The organism is Altererythrobacter xiamenensis, from assembly GCF_900177715.1.
GTDB lineage: Bacteria > Pseudomonadota > Alphaproteobacteria > Sphingomonadales > Sphingomonadaceae > Erythrobacter > Erythrobacter xiamenensis.
On the sequence record NZ_FXWG01000003.1, the window covers coordinates 429,008 to 449,411 of the forward strand.

The following is a 20,404-nucleotide window of genomic DNA, read 5'->3' on the forward strand; positions in this document are numbered from 1 at the left end:
CCCACAAGCACAATCTCAACCACGGGGCAGACCTCATGAACACTGCTGAAATGACCGCCAAAATCGCCGAAGGTAACGGCTTCATCGCCGCTCTCGACCAGTCGGGCGGTTCGACGCCGAAGGCGCTCGCCGGTTACGGTATCGAGGAAAGCGAGTGGTCGGGCGATGAGGAAATGTTCGCCAAGATCCACGAAATGCGTTGCCGCATCGTTGAAAGCGACGAGTTCACCGGCGAAAAGATTGTCGGCGCGATCCTGTTCGAACGCACCATGGAAGGCTGCAACCCCGATGGCATGCCGATTCCCGAGCGGCTGCGGTCGAAGAGCATCGTCCCCTTCCTCAAGGTTGACAAGGGCATGCATGACGAAGCCAATGGAGCGCAGCTGATGAAGGACATTCCCGAGCTCGACGCGCAGTGCGCGCGTGCACGAGAACTCGGCGTGTTCGGTACCAAGATGCGCTCCGTCATCCACGAGGCGGACGAGCAGGGCGTAGCCGATGTCGTGCGCCAGCAGATGGATTTCGGCCTGCAGATCCTGAACGCTGGCCTCGTCCCCATGCTCGAGCCCGAGGTGAGCCTGAAGAGCAATTCGCGTGCCCAGGCAGAAGCGCTGCTGCTCGCCAATGCGCTTGAACAGATGGACCGCGTGCCCGAAGGCAAGCAGGTGATGTGGAAGCTGACCATTCCGGTCGAGCCGAACACCTATGCCGCGCTGATCGAGCATCCCAAGGTGCTGAAGGTCGTGGCGCTTTCGGGCGGTTACTCGACCGAGGATGCCTGCCGCGAACTGGCCAAGAACAAGGGCATGATCGCCAGCTTCAGCCGAGGCCTGCTGCAGGACCTGCGCGCCAGCCAGAGCGACGCCGAGTTCGACGCGACACTCGCCGGCGCGATCGACACGATCTACGCGGCATCGGTCGCGGGCTGAGTTCCGTCTCTAGAGGTCGGGCTCGAACGTGTAGTCGAGCTCGTATTCGGAAAGCGGGATCGCGCCATTGTCACGCGGCTGTGCCGTGGTCCCGTTGAGCGTCAGCCAGCCACTTGCGACGTAAACCGGCACGCCGAGTTCCACCGCGACAGCCTCGCGGTATCCGCCATCGAATGTGACGACCGCGGCGAGCACCAGGCGCTCTTCGCGGAAGCACAGTTCCGCGTTGCGGCACCGCGTGTCCTGCAGCACACCGTATGTGACGAGCGAGACGCCCTGTTCGACCTCGGCACGTTCGAACATGGGCAGGCCGCTCGCATATCCGGGGCCGCTCGTGAGCGAGAGGGCAAGGGCGGCACTGGCAGCGAGGGTCATCGGCATGGACTGTCTCCTTTGAAAGCGGACCGATACCACGGACGCAAACACGGTTCGCCTGCGCCGATCGCGGCGTCCTCAAAGGGCACAGAATTACCGCCGCGTTTACCATACGCTCCGCCCGAAGCGCTTGCTCCGTCCGTGAGCAACGCTATGGAGCGGTCATGACCGACGAACGCGTGCCGACCCAGCTCTACCTGATATCCCCGCTCGACGTCTCCGGTGAGTTTCCGGCCCGGCTCGAGCGCGCGCTGGTGGCGGGCGAGGGCCTCGTCACCGCCTTCCAGTTTCGCGTGAAGGATGTGGGCCAGCACGAGGCAGCCCGGCTAGCCGAACCGCTGCAGGCGATCTGCGCCGCGCATGACGTCGCCTTCATCGTCAATGACAGCATCGCGCTCGCGAAGCGTCTGCGTGCCGATGGGGTCCATCTGGGCCAGCAGGATGGCGATCCGAAGGAAGCGCGCGAGGAACTGGGCAAAGATGCGCAGATCGGCGTTACCTGCCATGCCTCGCGCCACCTCGCGCTGGAGGCGGGCGAAGCGGGCGCGGATTATGTCGCGTTCGGCGCATTCTTTCCGAGCGAAACGAAGCAAACCGAACATCGTGCAGACACCGACCTGCTCGAATGGTGGCACGAGATGGTCGAGATACCCTCGGTAGCCATCGGCGGCATCACGCCCGAGAACTGCGCAGCCCTGATCGAGGCGGGCGCGGACTTCCTCGCCGTGTCGGGCGCTGTCTGGAACGGCGACGAAGTTACGGCAATCAAAGCGTTTTCGGATATAATGCGCGCCGAGTGAGTTGATCTCCCAAATGGGACCGTCCGGTCCCGGATTCGAGGAGATTTCCATGCGCTTCATTCTTACCACGGGTCTTGCTCTCGTGCTCGCGGCCTGTGGCGCGAACGATGCAGAAGGCGACGCCGAGCGTCAGGCGAGTGCCGCCGACCAGGTTGTCAATCGCGACAATGGCAATCTTGCCGACAGCATGGCCTCGAACGATCCCGGCGCGGGTGAGACCACCAAAGAGACGATAGCCGACAGTGAAGAACGCCCGATCATGCAATTGCAGGTCGTGCTCGACCGCCGCGGCTTCGGTCCGGGCGTGATCGACGGCAAGATGGGCATGAGTACCGAAAACGCGCTGCGCGGTTTCCAGGAAGCGAACGGGCTCGAGGTCACCGGCAAGCATGACGAGGCGACCAAGCAGGCGCTCGCACAATCGGACGGGATCGCGGCCACCCGGGTTGTCACCGTCCCGCAGGATTGGAGCGCGAAGGACTATACCGACATTCCGGAAGAGACCGCCGAGAAGGCCGAGCTCGACAGGCTGGACTACACCTCGCTCGACGAACGGCTGGCCGAACGTTTCCACACCACGCTGGAGGTGCTCAAGCGGCTCAATCCCGACGGCAGACCCGCAGGGGCCAGCGCGCCTGACGAAACCGCTGAGCAGGCGTCCGATGACAGTGGAACCACCGAAGAAGCAACCGACGGGCAGCAGAGCTATTTCACCGCTGGCCAGCAGATCCGCGTCCCCAACATCGGCGCGGACCGCATTGCTCCAGGCGCGGTCGATGATTCCGGCTGGCAGCAGACGCTTGCCTCTTTGGGTGTCGGCACCGAACAACCCGAGGTCGACCGGATCGTGGTGAGCAAGGTTGGCAAGACGCTCAAGGCGTTCAAGGGAGACAAGCTGGTCGCGCTGTTCACCGTCAGCTCGGGCTCGAGCCAGTTCCCGCTGCCACTCGGCGAATGGGACATTCTGGGTGAAGCCTACAATCCGCCCTACAGCTACGATCCCGAGGTGCTGGGTCAGGGCGATGGCGAGACCTACAAGCTTCCCCCGGGGCCCAATTGCCCGGTCGGCGTCGTCTGGATCGACCTCAGCAAGGAACATTACGGCATCCACGGCACGCCCGAACCCGAAACGATCGGCCGCGCACAGAGCAGCGGCTGCGTGCGCCTGACCAACTGGGATGCAGCGCGTCTGGCGGAAATGGTGTCGCAGAAAACAAGGGTGGAATTCGTGGCCTGATCGCGGCCATAAGGTGACGTATGAGCATCATCGATCGCATTCTTACCATTATCATCACAGCCACGCTGACGTCGGCGGTGTGGATCATCGCGGGCGGCAGCCTGATCAAGCTCGCCGAGGATCAGACCGGTGAGGCGTCGATGAGGCCTGCAGAGGCGCAGCCAAGCCCGGAACCCTCGCCGACGGATGGTGCTACAGCAAGAGCGTCGAACGATACCGACCTCGCAAAGAGCGATCCGGTGGCGCTTGATACCGATGGCTCTTCATCGAGCGAATCTGCGCCTCCCGGCGTCCTTCGCATCCCGGTCCTCAACGTGAGGGCGGCGGACTTGTCCGACACGTTCCTCGACGAACGGGGCGGTGGCAATCGCTTGCATGAGGCGCTGGACATCATGGCGCCTGTCGGCACGTCCATCGTCGCAGCGGCGCCGGGCACGATCGAGCGGCTGTTCTTTTCCGAGGCCGGCGGCAATACGATCTATGTCCGCTCGACCGATCGCAAGACGATCCACTACTACGCGCATCTCGACGAATACGCCGAAGGTCTGAAGGAAGGTCAACGCATTCGACGAGGCCAGCGGCTCGGGACGGTGGGCCATTCAGGCAATGCCGAAAAGGACGCGCCACATCTCCACTTCGCCATCTTGCGCACCACTGCCGATGCGGAGTGGTGGGAACCGGCAAATGCGGTCAATCCTTATCCCCTGCTTGTCGGCCGCTGATTTCGACCGCCAACCGTTCTAGTGGCTGCCGGCGGTTCTGACGCAGGTCATGCGGCCCAGCGAACCGTCGTCCTCGATCTGCTGCAATACATTGGTGCCGGTGCGCTTGAGCTGGCGTCCCTTGAGCGGACCGCGCGTGAAAGTCAGAACGTCGCCCTTCATCAGGTAAACGCCGCGTCCATTGGGGCTACGGTAGCTCGAGGCGCGGGCGATGCGAAAACCGGCATCCTCCACCGTCTCCCACGCAGCCCCTGAGGCATCGCCGGGCAATGCGCATTCATAGGTTCCATGGGGCATGGTCTTGAGCATTTCGGCCTGAACCGGGCTAGCGGGCAGCAGGGCCAGAGGCGCGAAGATTGCGGCGGCGGGAAGAAGGCGTTTCATCGGGTCGGCAAATATCATGGCAAGCGCCATACCGCCAGTCGCCTTGCCCCCGGCTGAAGCGTAAGCTAAGGGCGCGGGCCAATCGGTTGCGACAGTTTCGTCGCGGCCAGCTCTTTTTCATTTTCAAGGTAGCTTCTCATGAAGATCAGCGGCGTCGATATCCGCCCGGGTAACATTCTCGAATATGAAGGCGGCATCTGGAAAGTCGCCAAGATCCAGCACACCCAGCCGGGCAAGGGCGGGGCTTACATGCAGGTCGAGATGAAGAACCTGCAGGACGGCCGCAAGACCAATGTGCGTTTTCGCAGCGCCGACACCGTCGAAAAGGTCCGGCTCGATACCCGCGAGTATCAGTTCCTTTACGAGGATGGCGACATGCTCGTGTTCATGGACCAGGAAAGCTACGAGCAGATCATGCTGCCGTCGGACCTTCTCGGCGATGCGCGCCCCTTCCTTCAGGACGGGATGCAGGTGCAACTCGAACTGTGGGAAGAAAAGCCGATCAGCGTGGAGCTTCCGGCACAGATAGAAGCCGAAATCGTCGAGGCCGATGCGGTGGTGAAGGGCCAGACCGCGTCGTCCAGCTACAAACCCGCGGTTCTCGACAATGGCGTTCGCATCATGGTGCCGCCGCATATCGAGAGCGGCACCCGCATCATCGTCGACGTCTACGAACAAAGCTACGTCGGCAAGGCAGGCTGATTATTAACCAGGGAGGTTGATTTCATGAGCGGCGAGAAACACCCCAAGCTTGAAAATGTCGATCTCGACACGAGCTATGTTCTGGGCGTCATTTACGACGATGTCTCGCTGACACTCGAAATGGACTTCCACCTGCTCGAAGGGCATCCGCGGTTCGAGCATACCGATGCCGAAGAGGGTTGCTATCGCAAGGGCTTCATCCGCTTCAGCGATATGGAAGACCTCCGGCTCAAGAAGACCAGGGCCGCGGACAGCGCCGACCTCGATCTGAGCGTGATCGAAAGCGCCACGCTCGACGGCGAATATTTTCACATGCTGGGCGGTTGGGGCGAAATCGAGCTCACCGCCAGCTCGATCCGGATAGCGATCGACTGACAGGAATTAACTAGAAATGTCCATGTATTCCGGCCTCGTCCGCGTTATGGAAAAGGCGGCTCGCAAGGCGGGCGGTCGTTTGCGCCGCGATTTCGGCGAGATCGAACATCTCCAGGTCAGCCGCAAGGGCCCGGCCGACTTCGTTTCCAAGGCGGACATGCGCGCCGAGCGCACGCTTTATGACGAGCTGCTGCATGCGCGGCCCGACTGGGGGTTCGTGCTCGAAGAAGCGGGCATCATCGAAGGCGACCCGACCAAGCCTCGCTGGATCATCGATCCGCTCGACGGCACCAGCAACTTCCTTCACGGCCTGCCGCATTTCGCGATCTCGATCGCGGTGCAGGAGCCCAAGCTGGACGGTTCAGGCTGGGGCGAGGTCACCGCCGGTGTGGTGTACCAGCCGATCACCGACGAGACCTTCTGGGCGGAGAAATCACGCGGCGCGTGGCTGCAGGATGCGCGACTGAGGGTATCCGCGCGCTCGAGCCTGTCGGACGCGCTGATCGCGACCGGAATCCCCTTCCAGGGCGCTGGCGATCCCTCCGAATGGATGAAGATCTACGGCGCCATTGGCCCGCAAGTCGCCGGGATTCGCCGTTTCGGTGCGGCATCGCTCGACCTCGCATGGGTCGCAGCGGGCCGGTATGACGGTTTCTGGGAGAGCGGCCTCAGTGATTGGGATACCGCAGCAGGCTGTCTGCTGATCCGTGAGGCTGGCGGCTTCGTCAGCGATTATCGCGGGCGGAGCCAGCCCATCCACGCGAAGCAGGTGCTCGCCGCAAACGATGCGTTGCACTCGAAATTGCACAAGCTCCTTGCGGGCGCGCTCAAATAAGGCGCGAGCCTTGGAGCAAACACGGCTTGAAAGGCGGATGCGGCGACGCTAACAGCCGCGCTCCTACGCAGGGCCCCTGTGGCGGAATTGGTAGACGCGCTCGACTCAAAATCGAGTTTCTAACGAAGTGCCGGTTCGAGTCCGGCCAGGGGTACCAGTCTCGACAATTCGTCTAATCTCGCCGGGCACTCTCATCTGCGCGGTGCCGGGCGAACTCGCACTTATGTCATTGCAAGAAAACCGCTTGTAATTACCGCGCTTGTTTGGGATTCAGCCTGCCATACAATGATCGGGCTCCCTTCATTTCATGCGATAGCGGCGATGGTGGTCACAATCGCCATGTTCGTGGCTTTCGTGCGCGGCCGCATGTCGATCGAGATCGTCTCACTCCTGACCATCGCCGTGATCGCGGTGGGCCTCTATTTTTTCCCGCTCGAAGGAACTCGCCCGATTGACGGGCTTGCATTGGCATTCGGCGGTTTCGGCCATTACGCACTGATCACGATCTGCGCGCTCATGGTGATGGGTCGCGGCCTTGTAGTGACAGGCGCGCTGGAGCCGGCAGCGCTATTCCTTGAGCGTGTATTCAAGTCGAACCTGCAGCTCGGTCTGCTGGTCTCGCTGCTGATTGCATTCTCACTTTCAATGGTGGTCAACAACACGCCAGTTCTGGTGTTGATGATCCCCATCTTCGTTGCGCTGGCGCACCGCGGCGCGCTCCCCGCATCGAAAACCCTCATGCCCCTGAATGCGGCGTCGCTGCTCGGCGGGCTGGCGACCACCATCGGCACATCCACCAACATCCTCGTCGTCTCGATCGCGGTCGACCTCGGGATGGAGGAGATGGGCGTATTCCATTTTACCCCGATCGTGCTGGGCGCTTCGCTGATCGCGTTGCCCTATCTGTGGCTCGTGATGCCCAAGATGCTGGGGGACAACCGCGTCACCGATACGAGCGAGAAGCGGCGCTTTCACACCCGATTGAGGATCGCTTCGGAAAGCTCGCTGACCGGCCAGGAACTGTCGGCTATCCTGCCGCGCCTGCCCGAGGATATTCGTTTTCACGACGAACCGACCGGGCCGCTCCAGCCGCAGCAGCGGCTGCATATCTCCGGCACGCACTCCGCACTCGAAGACGCGGTGCGCGTGCTCAAGGGCGAACTCGCGCCAAGCTGGGTGCTCGAACGAATCCGGCGCGAGTCCGACGCCAAGGGGCAGGACATCAACGTCGTCGAAATGACGGTCACGGCGGATTCGCGCCTCATCAACCGGACGCTGCCGACCTCGGGCATTGCCGACCTGCACGGCGTCGCGGTGCTCGGCATTCACCGTCCCGAACGTGTGTTGGGGGAAAAGGATCAGTATAGCGAAGGCGGGGATCTGCGGATCGTCGAAGGCGATGTGCTGCTCGTGATGGGCCTCGCCGACGATCTCGAGCGTTTCTCGCGCAGCGACAGCCTGCTCATGCTCGAAGGGGTGCGTGAACTCCCGCGCAAGTCCAAGGCCGTGCTTTCGGCGGTCATCATGGGCGTTGCGGTCTTTACCGCCTCGATCGGCATCTTCCCGATTGCCATTTCTGCGCTGGCTGGCGCGATCCTGATGTTCCTGACCGGCTGCGTGAAATTCGACCGTGTCGGTCGCGCGCTGTCCGGTCAGGTGATCGTGCTGGTGGCGGCGAGTATCGCCATCGGGCGCATCATTCTCGAAAGCGGCGCCGCGGCATGGTTGGGCGAGGCGTTGTCACTCGGCCTTCAGTATCTTCCGCCCGCAGGGGTCGTCGCTGCAATCATGCTGTTCGTCACCGTGCTGACCAATTTCGCCTCGAACGCGACGGCCGCAACGGTGGGAACGCCGATTGCCTTTGCCATTGCCAGCCAGCTTGGCCTGCCTGCCGAGCCGCTCGTTCTTGCCGTGTTGTTCGGCTGCAATCTTTGTTACGCGACGCCGATTGCCTATCAGACGAACATGCTGATCATGGGCGAAGGAAGTTATGACTTCGGTGACTATATCCGCACCGGCGTGCCGCTGGTCGTCATCATGGTGACCTCGCTATCGGTGCTTCTGGCGATCTCCTACGGGATGTAGGACCGCCGCTTCAAACAAGGGGACAGGACAATGAAACGCAGCGCATTGATGGGGGCAGGGCTGATTGCCCTGGCACTGGGGACGCCGGTGCAGGCAAATGATTTGCGCGAGGATCTCGCCGCCGACATGCCCGAATTGATGGAACTCTATCGCGATCTCCATGCCAATCCGGAACTGAGCTTCGAAGAGCACAAGACCGCCGCCAAGCTGGCCGAGCGGATGCGCGCCCTGGGCTTCGAAGTGACCGAGGGTGTCGGCCAGACCGGCGTGGTCTCGGTCATGAAGAACGGCGATGGCCCGGTGGTCATGCTGCGCGCGGACATGGACGGTCTGCCCGTGGTCGAGCAGACCGGTCTCCCTTATGCGAGCAAGGTCGTCGCTACCCCTGCCAGCGGTGTGACAACGGGCGTCATGCACGCTTGCGGGCACGACACGCACATGACCGGCTTCATCGGTGCGGCGCAGTTGCTCGCAGAGCGCAAGGACGAGTGGCAGGGTACGCTGGTGATGATCCTTCAGCCGGCCGAAGAACTGGGCCTGGGCGCGATCGCGATGATTGAAGACGGCCTTTACGAGCGTTTTCCCAAGCCCGAATACGTCCTCGCCTTCCATGATGCCGCAGCGCCGGCCCCGGCGGGCACCATCGGCTATACGCCGGGCTATGCACTCGCCAATGTCGATAGCGTCGATATCACGGTGAAGGGGATCGGAGGGCACGGCGCCTACCCGCACACCACGATCGATCCGGTCGTGCTCGCCAGCTCGATCGTGATGAAGCTGCAGACGGTTGTGAGCCGCAACACCTCGCCGCTCGATCCGGCAGTGATTACTGTTGGCAGCTTTCACGCGGGTGCCAAGCACAACATCATCTCGGACGAGGCGAAGCTTCAGCTGACCGTCCGCAGCTATTCGGATGAAAGTCGGAAGTTGTTGCTCGACGGCATTCGGCGTGTGGCGCGTGGCGAGGCCATAACAGCGGGCCTTCCGGAAGAGCTGCTGCCGGTGGTGACGGTCGAGGAACCTTATACGCCATCGACCTTCAACGATCCCGATTTCAGCGAAGAGCGCGCGGCAGCCTTTGCCGAGCGGTTTGGAGAGAAGCGGGTCATGCAGTGGCCGGCTGTAATGGGCGGGGAGGACTTCAGCCAGTTCCGCCGCGCAGATCCGGAAAACGTCAAGTCGATGATCTTCTGGATCAGCGGAACGCCCGATGACATGCTCACTGCACTTGAAGAAGAGGGCAAGCCGCTGCCCTCGCTTCATTCGCCCTTCTGGGCGCCGGATGCGGAGAAGGTGATCGAGACCGCAGCCGAAGCGCTTGCGAGCGCTGCGCTCGACCTGATGCCCGCTAGCGGGGGCTGAACTCCGAAATCGCAGGCCGGATAGCCTGCGCCCAAAATATTGACGGCCGCCGGAGCATTGGGGGTGCTCCGACGGCCGTTTCTCCTCCCCAGGAGAATGTTTATCCGCGCTACCGCTGCGCTGCGTGAGCGCGGAAAGCCAGTTAGCTATAGGTGCCGAGACGGTGGTGAAGGGCGTTGATCTTCGCCAGTTCCTCACGGTCCTCGGTCGCTTTTGCGTGGCTCTCGAGAGCGCGGCGCAGCAGCTTGAAATCGGCGGTCGAGAGCAGGGCGCGGGCGCGACCTGGTTCTCTCGCCGGGGTGGTCTGTTCTTCACTCATGAATTCTCTCCTCAATCCGGGGCTTAGGCAGCTTCGAATTGGTTCATGGTATTGTCCTTGCCGCCAGCCTTCAATGCGGCTTCACCGGCAAAGTATTCCTTGTGGTCGTCACCGATGTCCGAACCAGCCATGTTCTGGTGCTTCACGCAGGCGATACCCTGGCGGATTTCCTGGCGCTGGACGTTCTTGACGTAGCCGAGCATCGCCTGTTCGCCGAAGTATTCGCGGGCGAGGTTGTCGGTGCTCAGTGCTGCCGTGTGGTAGGTCGGCAACGTGATGAGGTGGTGGAAGATACCGGCGCGCTTCGCGGCATCGGCCTGGAAGGTGCGGATCTTCTCGTCGGCTTCGGCAGCCAGTTCGGTGCTGTCGTAGTCTGCACTCATCAGCTTGTCGCGGTCGAAAGCGGACACATCCTTGCCTGCTTCTGCCCATGCATCATAGACTTGCTGGCGGAAGTTGAGAGTCCAGTTGAAGCTCGGCGAGTTGTTGTAGACGAGCTTTGCATTGGGCACGACTTCGCGGATGCGATCGACCATGCCGGCAATCTGTTCGACATGCGGCTTCTCGGTTTCGATCCATAGCAGGTCGGCACCGTTCTGGAGCGAGGTGATGCAGTCGAGCACGACGCGGTCTTCGCCCGTTCCGGCACGGAACTGGTAGAGGTTCGAAGGCAGGCGCTTGGGCTCAAGCAGTTTGCCGTCGCGGCTGATGAAGACCTGGCCGTTCCTGATGTTGGCCGGATCGACTTCGTTGCAATCGAGAAACGCGTTGTACTGGTCACCGAGGTCGCCTTCTTCGGTCGAATAGGCGATCTGCTTCGTCAGGCCAGCGCCGAGCGAGTCGGTGCGGGCAACGATGATGCCGTCTTCAATGCCGAGTTCGAGGAAAGCGTGGCGGCAGGCGCGGATCTTCTGCAGGAAGTCTTCGTGCGGAACGGTAACCTTGCCGTCCTGGTGACCGCACTGCTTTTCGTCCGAAACCTGGTTTTCGATCTGCAGCGCGCAGGCACCGGCTTCGATCATCTTCTTGGCGAGCAGGTAAGTCGCCTCGGCATTGCCGAAACCTGCGTCGATGTCGGCGATGATCGGAACGACATGCGTTTCGTAATTGTCGATCGCGTTTTCGAGGCGCTTCGCTTCGACATCGTCGCCGCGCTCACGGGCTGCGTCGAGGTCGCGGAACATCATGCCGAGCTCGCGGGCGTCAGCCTGCTTGAGGAAGGTGTAGAGCTCCTCGATCAGCGCCGGAACGCTGGTCTTTTCGTGCATCGACTGGTCGGGAAGCGGTCCGAACTCGCTGCGCAGGGCGGCGACCATCCACCCGGACAGGTAGAGGTAGCGCTGCTTGGTGCTGCCGAAATGCTTCTTGATCGAGATCATCTTCTGCTGCGCGATGAAGCCGTGCCAGGTGCCGAGCGACTGGGTGTAGTTCGCCGGGTCCTTGTCATAGGCGGCCATGTCCTCGCGCATGATCTTCGCGGTGTACTTCGCGATGTCGAGACCGGTGCGGAAGCGGTTCTGGATCACCATGCGTGCTGCCGACTCCGGGTCGATAGCTGCCCAGGATGGGCCGTTCTGTTCGATTGTCTGGCGCATCTGGCCGATTGTTTCGGTGTAGCTCATTGAATATCTCCTGATGGGCGGGGAGGTGCCCCTTGCCCATGCACAATGCAGAGATCCTTGCGATTCGGATATGAAAGATTACAAACTTTGTTGTCTGACTGAGGCCGAATTGCCGGATTGAAGTGTAATGTTGTAAATATATTTACAACCTCGTTTCGCCTGTGTAGGGCGGTCCAATGGCAGAAAAATCCATCTTCGCCGGACCCGCGCTGCGCCGTTTGCGCAAGCGGGAGGGGCTGACACAGGCGGCAATGTCCACCGCGCTTGGCATTTCGCCAAGCTATCTCAATCTCATCGAGCGCAACCAGCGCCCGGTCTCCGCCCGTGTGCTGGTGCAGCTTATCGAGCAGTTCGATTTCGATCCGCGCTCGCTTCGCGAAGACGAGAGCATTGGCGGGGTCGATGGGCTAGCGCGTCGCCTTGCGGACGAGCGCTTTTCCGACCTTGCCATTGATCGCGACGAGGTGAGCGAGTTCCTCGCCGCGGCACCTCAGGCCGCCACCGCTTTCGCGCGTCTGTACGATCGCGGCGGTCCGGAGGCCGGGCCCGTCAACGATTCCCTTGCCGCCGCTCGTCGCGAGATCGAACGCTGGCAGGGTCATTTCGCGGACCTCGATCATGCAGCCGAAGCGCTGGCCGACGAGATGCGCCTGTCGCGCAGCGAAATCGGCGCCGCGCTGACCGAACGTCTGCGGGAGAAACATCAGCTCTCGGTTCGCATCCTGCCTCTGGAAGTCATGCCGGGCGCGGTCCGGCGCCTCGACCTCCATGCACGGCAGCTCCAGCTCTCGGAAATGCTCGACCGGTCATCGCGCAACTTCCACATCGCGCTGCAGCTCGCCGAGCTCGAGCACCGCAAGGCGATCAGCAGTATCGTCGCTGGTGCAAGACTTGCCGATGATGCCGCACGCCAGCTCTTCGAACGTCACCTGATGGCCTATGTCGCCGCGGCGATGTTGATGCCGTATGGGCGATTTCTGCGCGCTTGCGACCAGACAGGCTATGATTTCACCACATTGTTGCGCCGGTTCGGGGTCAGTTTCGAGCAGCTCGCGCACCGACTGACCACGCTGCAGCGCGTCGGCCAGCGGGGCCTTCCGTTTTTCATGGCGAGGATCGACCGGGCGGGGCAATTCTCAAAGCGATTTTCCGGGGCGAGCAGCGCCACCATTCTCGAAAGCGATGCGAGTTGCCCCTTGTGGGCGGTGCACGAAGCCTTCGAGCGGCGCGGCGAACTTTGCGTACAGCCCGTGGTGGTGGACGGTGCCGATGCAGGTCCGGACCACTGGCTGACCTTTGCACGCACGGTAGATGCGGCAGGTTCGACCGGCGAAGCGCGCTTCGTGATCGTGCTCGGCGTCGAAGCCCGGCTTGCCACCGAAATGCAGGCAGCCAAGGGCATCAGGCTGGAACGGGATGCAGCGCAGGCGATCGGGCTTGGCTGTGCGCGCTGCCACATCGTGGGATGCCGCCAGCGTTCGCTTCCTCCTCGGGGCGCCCCCTTGCAGATCGACAGTACCGTCCGCGGTCTGACGCCGTTCGAATTTGGCACAAGTGCCTGAAAAACCGAACGCTGAGCGGGGAACCGCTGACGAGCTTCCCCGTTTTCAGGCGACACTTCGGGGAGTTTTGAACAATGAGCGAAGAACGTATTACCACCACCGAAAACGCCGATGGCACCACGACGACGACCCGCACCGTGACCACGGGCGAACCTGCATCCGCGAGCCGCGGCAGTGGGGGTACCATCCTGCTTGTCCTCGTCCTGTTAGTTGCCGTGGGCGCTGGCATCTGGTTGTTCAGCCAGCAAAGCGGTGCCGAGATCGCCAAGGATAACGCCATTGCCGGTGCCGCCAATGACGTGGGCGATGCCGCACAGCAGGCAGGCGATGCAGTGCAGGATGTCGCCAACGAGGTGACCGACGGCAATTGACGTCCTGTTAAGGATCGGAACGCGCGATAGCGCGCGGCTTGCAGCCGGGTTGTAAAGTTTACCGACATTTCACCTATCGCTCCTAGAGCGGTCCCCAGATCGATCGATTTGAGAGACCGCCGGAGCAATGATCCGACTGTTCAAACACTATATTCCGCACGCCGTGCTGCTGCTCGGCCTGCTCGATTTCGGCTTGCTCATGCTGGCTGGCGAGCTGGCCTGGCAGATCCGCGCTTCGCAGATCGGAATGGATCCCGGCACGTTTACCGAGCGCTGGCCGGCCGTGACGGGTTCGGCACTTGTGGTCTGGCTCGCCATGATTTCGGTCGGAGTTTACGGGCCATATGCCCTGCGCTCGCTTCGTTATGCGGGGGCACGTTTGCTCGTGGCTATCAGCCTCGCGGTCCTGGCGCTCGCGCTTGTCGAGTTCGTTCTAAACGACGTTACCTTCTGGCGATCCACGCTTTTCTACACCATGTGCCTGACGATCGCGTTCATGGTCGCCGATCGGCTTTTCCTGAACAACTTCCTTGGTTCGAGCGCATTTCGCCGACGTATCATGGTTCTTGGTTCGGGCGACCGTGCCCAGCGTATCCGGGAGCTTGGCGACCGGCCCGAGAGCGGCTTTGCCGTGGTCGCCTATCTCGCGATGAGCGACGGCGAACGCGTGGTCGAGGAGGCGATCCCGCGCGAGGCGATCCACGATCTCGGACGTTTCGTCGAAAACCTCGGGGTGAGCGAGGTCATCCTCGCGCTGCAGGAACGGCGCAATGCGCTGCCGCTCAAGGATCTTCTTCGCATGAAGACCAAGGGCGTCCACGTGAACGACTTCTCGAGCTTTCTCGAACGCGAAACGGGTCGGGTGGATCTCGACACGGTCAATCCCAGCTGGCTCATCTTTTCCGACGGTTTCTCATCGGGCCGGATGATCTCGAGCGCCGCCAAGCGCATTTTCGATATCGTCGCGAGTTTGATCCTTCTGATGCTCACATTTCCGATCATCCTGCTGTTCGCGCTAATCGTGAAGCTCGACAGCAAGGGACCGGCCTTTTTCCGCCAGAAGCGGGTCGGGCTCTATGGCCAGACATTCGATCTCATCAAGCTGCGCTCGATGCGAACCGATGCGGAGAAGGATGGCGCGAAGTGGGCCGAGGAGAATGATCCACGCGTGACCCGTGTCGGGCGCTTCATCCGCAAGGTTCGCATTGACGAGCTACCCCAGACCTGGAGCGTGCTGAAAGGCGACATGAGCTTCGTCGGACCGCGTCCCGAAATCCCGCAGTTCGTCGGCGACCTCGAGGAACAGCTCGTTTTTTATGCTGAGCGCCACATGGTGAAACCCGGTATCACGGGCTGGGCGCAGATCAATTACCCTTACGGTGCGTCGATCGAAGATAGCCGCAAGAAGCTCGAATACGATCTCTACTACGCCAAGAACTATACGCCCTTCCTCGACCTCGTAGTCCTGCTCCAGACGGTGCGGGTGATCCTCTGGCCGGAGGGCGCGCGATGAAGGATGCAGCCTGGCATATCCTGCCTGCGTTGAGCTTCATCCTGTATCTTGCGGGCGCGCTGGCCTGCGCCATTTCGGCCTTGTGGATCCTGCGTCGCGGTGACGCTGCACGGTCGGATCGCTCTGCCGCAATCCCGGCAGTCATGCTGACGGGTTTGTGGTGTGCCTTTGCCGCTGCGTTCGAGCCGCTTTCGCCGCCGGTCCTCATGCTGGAGGCTGGACGCAACCTCGCCTGGATTTACTTGCTGCTGAAGCTGTTCGGAAACGACGGACGTGACGAGAGCATGGGTGCGGTGAAGCCGGTCGTATTCTCATTGGCTTTTGTTTCGTTGCTGCAGCCCGTTCTGACTGTCGTGGCCTGGCGTTTCGCCATTACGCCGCAACTGGTAGAACTTACATTCCAGATTGCCATGCTGCTGCAGATGCTGGTTGCCATCGGCGCGCTGATGCTGCTGCACAACCTCTATGCCGGGGCGGCGGCATCCTCGCGCCAATTGCTGCGATGGAGCGCGCTCTCGCTCGCTGGTGTCTGGGCCTACGATCTCAATCTCTTCGCCATCGCGTATATGAGCGGCGAGGCACCCGCACTGCTGCTTGCCACGCGCGGCGGTGCGGCAATGGTCCTCGCTCTCTCGCTTGCCATCGGTTCAAGCACGGCGTCGGCAGGCCTGCAGTTCAAGCCTTCACGCGCAGTTACATTCCAGACGCTCTCTCTGCTGGTGATCGGGCTCTATCTCATGGTCATGCTGATCATCGCGCAGTCGCTTCCCATGATCGGCGGCGATTTCGGCCGGATGGCGCAGGTCGGCTTCCTGATCGCGGCAAGCGTAATCGCGGTGCTCTGGTTGCCGTCCAACCGCGCGCGCAGCTGGCTCCGTGTGACCGCCACCAAGCACCTCTTCCAGCACCGTTACGACTACCGCAACGAATGGCTGCGCTTCACCCGGACGATCAGCGAGAGCGGGAGCGAGACCGGCGCGGAGGTCAGTTTCCACGAGCGCGCGGTCAAGGCGATGGCAGACATCACCGATAGCCCGGCGGGCCTGCTGCTCGCACCCAACGAGGAAGCGGTGCTCGAACTGGTCGCACGCTGGCGCTGGCCCTCCATCGAAGTGCCGGCGGTCGCCGCAACCTACGAACTGGCGGGCCTGCTCGAACAGGAAAGCTTCATTCTCGACCTCGACGTATTGCGCGAGGGCGGAGAGTTTCGCGGTGAGCGCGAACATGTCCCAGGATGGCTACTCGACGAACCGCGGGCCTGGGCGGTTGTCCCGCTGCTGCACTTCGATCGCCTCGTCGGAGCGGTTGTTCTGGCGAGACCGCAAGCGGCACGCCGCCTCGATTGGGAAGACTTCGATCTGTTGCGCGTCGTGGGCCAGCAACTCGCTAGCTATCTCGCCGAACAGTCCGGCCAGCAGGCCTTGATGGAGGCGAGCCGGTTTGACGAGTTCAATCGCCGCATCGCTTTCGTCATGCACGATATCAAGAACCTTGCCAGCCAGCTCTCGTTGCTCGCGCGCAATGCGGAAAAGCATGCCGAAAATCCCGAGTTTCGGGCTGATATGCTCGTGACGCTACGCAACAGTGCAGACAAGCTCAACGCGCTGCTCGCCCGCCTGGGCCGCTATGGCACCGGCAATACCGGCGCGCCCGAGGCGGTGGATATCGGCGCGCTGGCCGAACAGATGGTCGAGCGGTTCCGGAGCGTGCATCCGATCGTGCTCAACCGGGCTGATAGCTGCCTCGCCATGGCCGACATGGAAGGTCTCGATCAGGCGCTCGTGCACCTCGTCCAGAACGCGATCGATGCCAGCCCGCAGGATGCACCGGTATTCCTGGAGGCCACCGTCGACGGGCTCAATGCGAGGATCGACGTGATCGACACGGGCGAGGGCATGTCACCCGAGTTTATCCGTCGGGGCCTGTTCAAACCCTTCGTCTCATCGAAAGACGGGGGTTTCGGCATCGGAGCATTCGAGGCGCGCGAGATCATTCGCGCCATGGGCGGACGGCTCAGCGTCGAATCGCGCGAGGAAATTGGAACGAGGTTCACCGTCTGGCTGCCGCTACACGCGTCAACTGGCCTGACAAGAGATGAATGCAATGTGCAAAGCGAGGTTGCGTAATGGCTGAGAAAAAACCGATCCTGCTGGTGGTCGAAGATGACGAAGGTCTCCAGGCGCAGCTCAAATGGGCCTATGACGATTTCGAAGTCGTCCCTGCACTAGATCGTGAGAGCGCAATTGCCGCTCTGCGTCAGCTGGAACCCTCTGTGGTCACGCTCGACCTCGGTCTGCCACCTGATCCCGATGGTACGAGCGAAGGCTTCGCCGTGCTCGATGCGATCATGGAACTGAAGCCTGACACCAAGGTGATCGTTGCTTCGGGACACGGCGCCCGCGAAAGCGCGCTGAAAGCGATCGAGAACGGCGCTTATGATTTCTACCAGAAGCCTGTCGATATCGAGGCGCTCGGTCTGATCGTTCGACGCGCTTTCAACCTGCACGAGATCGAGGACGAGAACCGCCGGCTGAGCGAGCGTGTGGGCGAGGACAAAACCGTGCTCGGCAGTCTCATCACAGGCGCGCCGGAAATGGCCAAGGTCGCGCGCACGATCGAGCGCGTCGCCGATACGAATGTCTCGGTCATGCTGCTCGGCGCAAGCGGTACCGGCAAGGAGCTACTCGCGCGCGGACTGCACGATGCCAGTGATCGCCGTGACAAGCCTTTCGTTGCGATCAACTGCGCTGCGATCCCTGAAAATCTGCTCGAAAGCGAGCTATTCGGGCACGAGAAGGGTGCCTTCACCGGTGCGGTGAAGACGACCGAGGGCAAGATCGAAAGCGCCAATGGCGGTACGCTCTTCCTCGACGAGGTCGGCGATATTCCCCTCGCGCTTCAGGTAAAGCTGCTGCGGTTTTTGCAGGAACGCACGATCGAGCGGATCGGCGGGCGCAAGGAGATCGCAGTCGATACGCGCATCGTCTGCGCGACCCACCAGGACCTCGAAGCGATGACCGCCGACGGGCGTTTCCGCGAAGACCTCTACTACCGGCTTGCCGAAATCGTGGTGAAGATTCCCTCGCTAGAAGAACGGCCCGGCGACGCAGTTCTGCTGGCCAAGGCTTTCCTCAAGCGCTTTGCCGAGGAGATGAATCCGCAGGTCACTGGCTTTGGTCCCGATGCGCTTGCCGCGATCGACGACTGGAAATGGCCGGGCAATGTGCGCGAGCTCGAAAACCGGGTGAAACGGGCAGTGATCATGGCCGAAGGCAAGCTGGTCGGTGCGGGCGATCTCGACCTGCAGGAAAACGGCGAGGATCGCGACGACGTGCTCAATCTCAAGAGTGCGCGCGAACAGTCCGACCGGCTCGTCATCCGTCACGCATTGGCGCGCAGCGAAGGCAATATCTCGAATACGGCCAAGCTGCTCGGGATCAGTCGCCCGACGCTCTACGATCTCCTCAAGCAGTATGATCTCAGCGCGTGATCGCCCTTTAGGCGCGGTCACAGCGGCGCTCTTGCTGGCCTGTCTGCCGGTCCTTTCGGCGTGCACGGAGGAAGGCGCGCTTCCGGAAGATCCACTCGAGCGCGCAGAAAATGCGCTGCAATCGGGCGATGGCATTGCTGCCGAGGCAGATTTGCGCCGCGCAATGGATGCCGGCGTTGCGCGAGCAAGGGTCGCCGCGCTTATGGGTGAGGCACAGCTCGCTCAAGGAAATCTGGCCGAAGCGCGCATATGGCTGGAGCCGGGCGAGTTCGCACCTCAAATGCGGGCAAAAGGCTTCCATCTTCTGGGCCAACTCGAGGTACTAAGCGGAAATCTTGCTGCGGCGGGTGCGGCATATGACCGCGCCTTGGCCGAAGATCCTGACAATCCGGAATTGTGGGTCGATATTGGCCGCCTGCGCTATCGTGGCGGTGAACAGCTTCAGGCGATCGAGGCAGCGGAGCGGGCCGTCGCTCTTGGCCCTGCCAATGCCGCCGCGCTGCATTTTCGCGGTCAGCTCTTGCGCGATTCTCATGGAATGGCTGCAGCGCTGCCATGGTTTGAAGCGGCGCTGAAGCAAGATCCCGGCAATCCCGCGGTGCTCGCAGATTACGCAGCAACGCTCGGCGAACTGGGACGGGCGAAGGAGATGCTTGCTGCGGTCAGGCATCTTGCCGAGGTCGATCCAGACAATCCGCAGGTGCATTTCCTGCAGGCAGTATTGGCGGCGCGTGGCGGTAAGCCGGTACTCGCCCGTGCGCTGCTGCAACGCAGCGGCAATCTCGAGCGGCAGGTGCCTGCTGCGATGCTGCTCTCGGCGCTGATCGACATGCAGAATGCCAATCACGCCAGCGCCGCGCAGCAACTCGCGCGACTGGCTGAAAGACAGCCGGACAATCACCGCGTCCAGGCTTTACTGGCGCGGGCGCTTCTCCTCGGACGCAGCGAGAACGAATTGATTTATCGCTATGCGGACCGCGCAACGCGACCTGGCGCATCCCCCTATCTGATGACCCTCGTCGGCCGGGCTCATGAGGGCAAAGGCAATCGTGGGGCCGCCGCGCCATTTCTGGATGCAGCGGCGAAACCGCTACCAGCTGGTCTGGTACCGATCGAGGTTGCTGAGGATTATTCGCCTTCAGGGGGCCGTGAGGATGCAAGCGGAGCGGAGATCTTCGCCAGCATTCGGGCGGACATCGGTTCCGATCGAAGCTCCGCGGCGGTGCGCAAGTCGCGCGAGTTGTTGCAGCGCTATGCGGGGAGCGCCGACGCGCTCAGCCTGGCTGGCGATGCTGCATTCGCCGGCGGCGATGTTCAAGGCGCAATCGAAAGATACGAGGCATCTGCGGCGGTGCGCAGACCTTGGCCGCTCACCAAGCGGATGATCATGGCCTATCGCGAAGCCGGGCAGGGAGACGAGGCGAACGCGTTGCTCTATTCCCACCTGAAAGGCGAGCCGGGCAATGCCGAGGCAGCCGGAATGGCTGCTGCTGCGCTCGCGGATATGCGGCGCTGGTCCGAGGCGGCAAGCATGCTCCATCACGCGCTGGCCCACGGCGGAGGCCGCGATACGCACCTCTTGGCACTTCGTGCCCGCATTGCGGACGCGCAGGCGGGCGAGGAGAGTTTGACTCGTAGCTCCAGCGAACTCGCCCGGCGCTGATCGTTAGCTTCGATTGCGTTGGCTCTCGACAGCGCAACTTTCCAAGGGCAGTGGCGGC

At 62.1% G+C, this 20,404-nt stretch carries 19 protein-coding genes and 1 tRNA gene; 16 read left to right on the plus strand and 4 right to left on the minus strand.

Annotation, left to right across the window (positions count from 1 at the left end; genetic code table 11):
- Positions 1–35 precede the first annotated feature (35 nt).
- On the plus strand, positions 36–929 hold the full coding sequence (locus tag CCE89_RS12680) for a fructose bisphosphate aldolase (RefSeq protein ID WP_086438808.1): 894 nt from the start codon (positions 36–38) through the stop codon (positions 927–929).
- Between the two features lie 9 nt (positions 930–938).
- Here CCE89_RS12680 and CCE89_RS12685 read toward each other — a convergent pair whose 3' ends face one another.
- Complete coding sequence (locus CCE89_RS12685; RefSeq protein WP_086438420.1) at positions 939–1,310, minus strand: hypothetical protein; 372 nt, start codon at positions 1,308–1,310, stop codon at positions 939–941.
- Between the two features lie 158 nt (positions 1,311–1,468).
- Between CCE89_RS12685 and thiE the strand changes: the two genes are divergently transcribed.
- From thiE to CCE89_RS12700, 3 genes are read left to right on the plus strand one after another with little or no spacing between them, the layout of a single operon-like run.
- On the plus strand, positions 1,469–2,104 hold the full coding sequence (thiE, locus tag CCE89_RS12690; protein WP_086438421.1) for a thiamine phosphate synthase: 636 nt from the start codon (positions 1,469–1,471) through the stop codon (positions 2,102–2,104).
- A 49-nt stretch (positions 2,105–2,153) separates the two neighbouring features.
- Positions 2,154–3,341, plus strand: coding sequence for a L,D-transpeptidase family protein (locus CCE89_RS12695; RefSeq protein WP_086438809.1), 1,188 nt, complete (start codon positions 2,154–2,156; stop codon positions 3,339–3,341).
- A 20-nt stretch (positions 3,342–3,361) separates the two neighbouring features.
- Complete coding sequence (locus tag CCE89_RS12700; RefSeq protein WP_086438422.1) at positions 3,362–4,063, plus strand: M23 family metallopeptidase; 702 nt, start codon at positions 3,362–3,364, stop codon at positions 4,061–4,063.
- Positions 4,064–4,081: 18 nt separating this feature from the next.
- On the opposite strand, the gene CCE89_RS12705 is transcribed toward CCE89_RS12700, so the two are convergent.
- Entirely contained in the window at positions 4,082–4,477 is a 396-nt protein-coding gene (locus CCE89_RS12705; RefSeq protein ID WP_234990074.1) for an elongation factor P, read from the minus strand.
- Positions 4,478–4,585: 108 nt separating this feature from the next.
- Here CCE89_RS12705 and efp point away from each other — a divergent pair, with 108 nt between their 5' ends.
- The 6 genes from efp to CCE89_RS12735 all read left to right on the plus strand — a co-directional run bounded on the left by efp (position 4,586) and on the right by CCE89_RS12735 (position 9,806).
- Positions 4,586–5,149, plus strand: a complete 564-nt coding sequence (gene efp / locus CCE89_RS12710) for an elongation factor P (protein ID WP_086438423.1) — start codon at positions 4,586–4,588, stop codon at positions 5,147–5,149.
- Positions 5,150–5,173: 24 nt separating this feature from the next.
- Positions 5,174–5,524 carry a hypothetical protein gene (locus CCE89_RS12715; RefSeq protein ID WP_086438424.1) on the plus strand — a complete coding sequence of 117 codons (351 nt, stop codon included), beginning with the start codon at positions 5,174–5,176 and terminating at the stop codon, positions 5,522–5,524.
- A 16-nt stretch (positions 5,525–5,540) separates the two neighbouring features.
- Entirely contained in the window at positions 5,541–6,359 is an 819-nt protein-coding gene (locus CCE89_RS12720; protein WP_086438425.1) for an inositol monophosphatase family protein, read from the plus strand.
- A 72-nt stretch (positions 6,360–6,431) separates the two neighbouring features.
- Positions 6,432–6,516: transfer RNA gene (locus CCE89_RS12725), tRNA-Leu, on the plus strand.
- A 128-nt stretch (positions 6,517–6,644) separates the two neighbouring features.
- Positions 6,645–8,444, plus strand: a complete 1,800-nt coding sequence (locus CCE89_RS12730) for an SLC13 family permease (protein WP_086438426.1) — start codon at positions 6,645–6,647, stop codon at positions 8,442–8,444.
- Between the two features lie 30 nt (positions 8,445–8,474).
- Positions 8,475–9,806, plus strand: a complete 1,332-nt coding sequence (locus CCE89_RS12735; protein ID WP_086438427.1) for an amidohydrolase — start codon at positions 8,475–8,477, stop codon at positions 9,804–9,806.
- Between the two features lie 142 nt (positions 9,807–9,948).
- Here CCE89_RS12735 and CCE89_RS15350 read toward each other — a convergent pair whose 3' ends face one another.
- A complete protein-coding gene (locus CCE89_RS15350) occupies positions 9,949–10,125 on the minus strand; it encodes a hypothetical protein (protein WP_200810349.1) in 177 nt (58 codons plus the stop codon).
- 23 nt (positions 10,126–10,148) lie between these two features.
- Positions 10,149–11,747 (minus strand): isocitrate lyase, encoded by a 1,599-nt coding sequence (locus CCE89_RS12740; protein ID WP_086438428.1) that lies wholly within the window; start codon positions 11,745–11,747, stop codon positions 10,149–10,151.
- Positions 11,748–11,923: 176 nt separating this feature from the next.
- Between CCE89_RS12740 and CCE89_RS12745 the strand changes: the two genes are divergently transcribed.
- From CCE89_RS12745 to CCE89_RS12770, 6 genes are all read left to right on the plus strand, one after another.
- Positions 11,924–13,309, plus strand: coding sequence for a helix-turn-helix domain-containing protein (locus CCE89_RS12745; RefSeq protein WP_086438429.1), 1,386 nt, complete (start codon positions 11,924–11,926; stop codon positions 13,307–13,309).
- 74 nt (positions 13,310–13,383) lie between these two features.
- Complete coding sequence (locus CCE89_RS12750) at positions 13,384–13,680, plus strand: hypothetical protein (RefSeq protein ID WP_086438430.1); 297 nt, start codon at positions 13,384–13,386, stop codon at positions 13,678–13,680.
- A gap of 127 nt (positions 13,681–13,807) precedes the next feature.
- Positions 13,808–15,193 (plus strand): TIGR03013 family XrtA/PEP-CTERM system glycosyltransferase, encoded by a 1,386-nt coding sequence (locus CCE89_RS12755; protein ID WP_086438431.1) that lies wholly within the window; start codon positions 13,808–13,810, stop codon positions 15,191–15,193.
- Positions 15,190–17,319: an XrtA/PEP-CTERM system histidine kinase PrsK gene (gene prsK, locus CCE89_RS12760; protein WP_086438432.1), complete on the plus strand. Its 2,130-nt coding sequence runs from the start codon at positions 15,190–15,192 to the stop codon at positions 17,317–17,319. Before CCE89_RS12755 ends, prsK begins: the two co-directional genes overlap by 4 nt.
- Positions 17,319–18,683, plus strand: a complete 1,365-nt coding sequence (prsR, locus tag CCE89_RS12765; RefSeq protein ID WP_086438433.1) for a PEP-CTERM-box response regulator transcription factor — start codon at positions 17,319–17,321, stop codon at positions 18,681–18,683. Before prsK ends, prsR begins: the two co-directional genes overlap by 1 nt.
- Positions 18,667–20,346, plus strand: coding sequence for a tetratricopeptide repeat protein (locus CCE89_RS12770; protein WP_086438434.1), 1,680 nt, complete (start codon positions 18,667–18,669; stop codon positions 20,344–20,346). The genes prsR and CCE89_RS12770 overlap by 17 nt, the downstream gene beginning before the upstream one ends.
- Positions 20,347–20,404 lie beyond the last annotated feature (58 nt).